Genomic DNA, 4,405 nt, shown 5'->3' with positions numbered 1-4,405 from the left:
CCCCATGTGAGAGTAGGGAACTGCCAGGCATCAATTAAGAAGAACCCCGTACCGTAAGGTGCGGGGTTTTTTGCTTTTGTTTTTCTCCCTCTCCCTGAAACTTTCTCACCTTCGACTTGCAGGCTCGACATTCATACCATTTCTGGGTATCGTTAGCTGTCTGGATGTCTAAACGTTTATACGTATATTGTGAGGAAGTAAGGTTATGCCGATTCGGGTGCAGGACGAGCTACCAGCCGTCAATTTCTTACGTGAAGAGAACGTCTTCGTGATGACGGCTTCACGCGCGACAGGTCAGGAAATTCGCCCGCTGAAGGTTCTCATCCTCAACCTGATGCCGAAAAAGATTGAGACGGAGAATCAGTTTCTGCGTCTGCTGTCGAACTCCCCGCTGCAGGTCGATATTCAACTGCTGCGTATTGATGCCCGCGAGTCACGTAACACGCCGTCTGAGCATCTGAATAACTTCTACTGTAACTTCGAAGATATTCGGGGGGAAAACTTCGACGGACTGATTGTGACAGGCGCGCCGCTCGGTCTGGTTGAATTTAACGATGTTGCTTACTGGCCGCAGATCAAACAGGTGCTGGAATGGGCAAAAGATCACGTCACGTCAACGCTGTTTGTCTGCTGGGCGGTACAGGCCGCACTCAACATTCTCTACGGTATTCCCAAGCAAACCCGCACTCAAAAGCTCTCCGGCGTATACGAACACCACATTCTTCATCCACACGCGCTGCTGACGCGTGGTTTTGATGACACCTTCCTGGCCCCGCATTCCCGCTACGCCGATTTTCCGGCCCAGCTGATTCGTGATTACACCGATCTGGAGATCCTGGCCGAAACGGAAGACGGGGATGCCTACCTGTTTGCCAGTAAAGACAAACGTATCGCGTTCGTTACCGGCCATCCTGAGTATGATCCCGATACTCTCGCATCAGAGTATTTCCGTGATGTCGAAGCGGGTCTTAATCCGGATATCCCGTACAACTATTTCCCGAAAAACGATCCGCAAAACAAACCAAGGGCCACCTGGCGCAGCCACGGAAATCTGCTGTTCACTAACTGGCTCAACTATTACGTCTACCAGATTACGCCGTACGATCTTCGCCACATGAATCCTACGCTGGAGTAATCGTCTGCATTAAACGATCCTAAAGCGTTTCAGCTATTCAGATCAGGCACCTTCGGGTGCCTTTTTTATTTCCGAAATCCCGTTCAACATGCCAGGAAACTTTAACTCTATATTAATCATCATGTTGCGTTGTAATTAAAATTAAAATGGAAATTGTTTTTGATTTTGGAAAAATTATAGATAGTCTTAATTCTGCTGAGCGAAAACTACACAACGATCTTTCGTTCGCATTGGGGGCGTGATTTTGGATCTTTGATGAGGAGCAGAACGATGACTCAACAGGCAACCACGGTCGATGAATTGACCTTTACCCAGCCGAATGGTGAGCAAGAACAGCAGGTTTTGACGGCCGAAGCGGTAGAGTTTCTGACTGAGCTGGTGACCCGCTTTACGCCGCAGCGCAATAAGCTGCTGGCGGCACGCATTCACCAACAGCAGGAAATCGATAACGGCAAGTTGCCAGGATTTATTTCGGAAACTGCTTCCATTCGTCGTGGTGAGTGGAAAATCCGCGGCATTCCTGAAGATTTACAGGATCGTCGCGTTGAGATCACTGGTCCGGTAGAGCGCAAAATGGTGATCAACGCCATGAACGCCAACGTTAAAGTCTTTATGGCCGATTTTGAAGACTCGCTGGCCCCGGACTGGAACAAAGTTATCGACGGGCAGATCAACCTGCGCGATGCCGTCAACGGCACCATCAGCTACACCAACGAAGCCGGGAAAATCTACCAGCTCAAACCGAATCCGGCGGTGCTGATCTGTCGCGTACGAGGTCTGCACCTCCCTGAAAAACATGTCACATGGCATGGAGAAGCCATTCCGGGCAGCCTGTTTGATTTCGCACTTTATTTCTTCCATAACTACAAAAACCTGCTGGCAAAAGGTAGCGGTCCCTATTTCTATCTGCCAAAAACGCAGGCCTGGCAGGAAGCCGCCTGGTGGAGCGAAGTATTTAGCTACGCGGAAGATCGCTTCAACCTGCCGCGCGGCACGATCAAGGCCACGCTGCTGATTGAAACGCTGCCCGCCGTGTTCCAGATGAATGAAATTCTGCATGCCCTGCGCGACCACATTGTCGGCCTGAACTGCGGACGCTGGGACTATATCTTCAGCTACATCAAAACCCTGAAAAACTATCCCGACCGCGTGCTGCCGGACCGCCAGGTCGTGACCATGGATAAACCCTTCCTGAGCGCCTATTCGCGTCTGCTGATTAAAACCTGCCACAAGCGCGGTGCCTTTGCGATGGGCGGCATGGCGGCCTTTATTCCGAGCAAAGACGCGGAGCGCAATAATCAGGTGCTCAACAAGGTGAAAGCCGATAAAGAGCTGGAAGCCCGTAACGGTCACGACGGCACGTGGATTGCCCATCCGGGCCTGGCCGATACGGCGATGGAGGTCTTCAATCGCGTACTCGGCGATAACAAAAATCAGCTGTTTGTCACGCGCGAAGAAGATGCCCCAACGGCTGAAGAACAGCTGCTGGCACCGTGCGCGGGCGAGCGAACGGAAGAGGGGATGCGTGCCAATATTCGCGTCGCGGTCCAGTACATCGAAGCGTGGATCTCCGGCAACGGCTGCGTGCCTATCTACGGCCTGATGGAAGATGCTGCCACGGCGGAAATTTCGCGCACCTCTATCTGGCAGTGGATCCACCATCAAAAAACGCTCAGCAACGGCAAGCCGGTCACCAAAGCCCTGTTCCGTCAGATGCTGGCCGAAGAGATGCGGGTCATCCAGGACGAGCTGGGCGAACACCGCTTCAGCAGCGGACGCTTTGACGACGCAGCGCGCCTGATGGAGCAAATCACCACATCAGATGACTTAATCGACTTCCTGACCCTGCCGGGCTACCGCTTCCTGGCGTAACTCACCACATAACAATATGGAGCATCTGCACATGAAAACCCGTACCCAACAAATCGAAGAATTAAAGAAAGAGTGGACTCAACCGCGCTGGGAAGGCATCCGCCGTCCTTACAGCGCGGAGGACGTGGTGAAATTACGCGGCTCGGTCAACCCGGAATGCACGCTGGCACAGAACGGTGCGGCGAAAATGTGGAAACTGCTGCACGGTGGTTCCAAAAAGGGTTATATCAACAGCCTCGGTGCGCTGACCGGCGGCCAGGCATTGCAGCAGGCGAAGGCCGGCATAGAAGCCATTTACCTTTCCGGCTGGCAGGTCGCGGCGGACGCCAACCTGGCCTCCAGCATGTATCCGGATCAATCTCTTTATCCGGCCAACTCGGTACCGTCGGTGGTGGATCGGATCAACAATACCTTCCGCCGCGCGGATCAGATCCAGTGGGCCGCAGGCATTGAGCCCAACGATCCGCGTTTTATTGATTACTTCCTGCCGATCGTGGCGGATGCGGAAGCGGGCTTCGGCGGAGTGCTGAACGCCTTCGAACTGATGAAATCGATGATTGAGGCCGGTGCAGCGGCCGTTCACTTCGAAGACCAGCTGGCGTCGGTGAAGAAGTGCGGGCATATGGGCGGAAAAGTTCTCGTCCCGACCCAGGAAGCGATTCAGAAGCTGGTTGCCGCGCGTCTCGCTGCTGACGTGCTCGGCGTGCCGACGCTGGTGATTGCCCGTACCGATGCGGATGCGGCAGACCTGATTACCTCTGACTGCGATCCGTACGATAGCGAATTTATTACCGGCGAGCGCACCAGCGAGGGGTTCTATCGCACGCATGCCGGTATCGAACAGGCCATCAGCCGCGGCCTGGCCTATGCCCCTTACGCCGACCTGGTCTGGTGTGAAACGTCCACGCCGGATCTGGCGCTGGCGAAGCGCTTTGCCGATGCGATTCATGCGAAATACCCGGGCAAACTGCTGGCCTACAACTGTTCGCCGTCCTTCAACTGGCAGAAAAAGCTGGATGACAAAACCATCGCCAGCTTCCAGCAGCAGCTGTCGGATATGGGCTACAAGTACCAGTTCATCACCCTGGCAGGCATCCACAGCATGTGGTTCAACATGTTCGACCTGGCGCACGCTTACGCGCAGGGTGAGGGCATGAAGCACTACGTTGAGAAGGTGCAGCAGCCGGAGTTTGCCGCTGGTAAAGACGGCTATACCTTTGTTTCTCACCAGCAGGAAGTGGGGACGGGCTACTTTGATAACGTGACGACCATCATCCAGGGAGGCGCCTCATCCGTTACCGCCTTAACGGGGTCAACCGAAGAAGCACAGTTCTAAACTTTTCCCCCTCTCCCCTCCGGGGCTGTCTCTTATACACATCTGACGCTGCCGACGACGGA

3 protein-coding genes are annotated in these 4,405 nt (G+C 54.1%); all 3 read left to right on the top strand.

What is annotated here, in order from left to right; genetic code table 11:
• The first annotated feature begins 205 nt into the window (after positions 1-205).
• Positions 206-1,135 carry a homoserine O-succinyltransferase gene (gene metA / locus HBA26_RS22370; RefSeq protein ID WP_045631510.1) on the top strand — a complete coding sequence of 310 codons (930 nt, stop codon included), beginning with the start codon at positions 206-208 and terminating at the stop codon, positions 1,133-1,135.
• 270 nt (positions 1,136-1,405) lie between these two features.
• Positions 1,406-3,007: a malate synthase A gene (gene aceB / locus HBA26_RS22365; protein ID WP_126346033.1), complete on the top strand. Its 1,602-nt coding sequence runs from the start codon at positions 1,406-1,408 to the stop codon at positions 3,005-3,007.
• 31 nt (positions 3,008-3,038) lie between these two features.
• On the top strand, positions 3,039-4,343 hold the full coding sequence (gene aceA / locus HBA26_RS22360; protein WP_028015114.1) for an isocitrate lyase: 1,305 nt from the start codon (positions 3,039-3,041) through the stop codon (positions 4,341-4,343).
• Positions 4,344-4,405 lie beyond the last annotated feature (62 nt).

Origin of the sequence: Enterobacter sp. 725m/11 (genome assembly GCF_011683705.1) — a bacterium.
Taxonomy (GTDB): Bacteria; Pseudomonadota; Gammaproteobacteria; order Enterobacterales; family Enterobacteriaceae; genus Enterobacter; species Enterobacter bugandensis.
The sequence above is the reverse complement of the archived record's forward strand: the minus strand, read 5'-3'. Positions and strand labels throughout refer to the sequence as shown.

What these genes read in the sequence shown, in the direction of transcription:
- metA (WP_045631510.1), top strand. Translation starts at nt 206, where the DNA reads ATGCCGATTCGGGTGCAGGACGAGCTACCAGCCGTCAATTTCTTACGT.
- aceB (WP_126346033.1), top strand. Translation starts at nt 1,406, where the DNA reads ATGACTCAACAGGCAACCACGGTCGATGAATTGACCTTTACCCAGCCG.
- aceA (WP_028015114.1), top strand. Translation starts at nt 3,039, where the DNA reads ATGAAAACCCGTACCCAACAAATCGAAGAATTAAAGAAAGAGTGGACT.